Source organism: Paraburkholderia sp. SIMBA_054 (genome assembly GCF_046534875.1).
Classification (GTDB): domain Bacteria; phylum Pseudomonadota; class Gammaproteobacteria; order Burkholderiales; family Burkholderiaceae; genus Paraburkholderia; species Paraburkholderia hospita.
Map to the genome: position 1 here is coordinate 1 of NZ_JAWRXV010001047.1, position 261 is coordinate 261.

General features: G+C 62.1%; 1 pseudogene. It reads left to right on the forward strand.

Annotated features, from left to right (window positions below):
- Positions 1-261: pseudogene (locus tag SB822_RS58350) on the forward strand (amino acid:proton symporter); the annotation flags it as partial.

The window sequence follows — 261 nt, forward strand, 5'->3', positions numbered from 1 at the left end:
GGCGAAATCATTCTGCTGATGGTCGTCGCGCTGCCGGTGTACTTCTACTTCCAGGCGAAGTCGGGCTTCGGCGGCTGGGGCCGCGACCTGAAGGCGGCGTGGTGGCTGGTCGCTTATTTGCCGGTGATGGCGATCCTCTCGCTCATCGGCAGCAAGGAGTTCGGCGGTCGTGGCGTTCTGCCGTACGGCTGGGACATGTTGGTCGTGATCGCGTTCTCGCTCGTCTTCTATTACTGGGGCGTGAATAGCGGCTATCGCTCG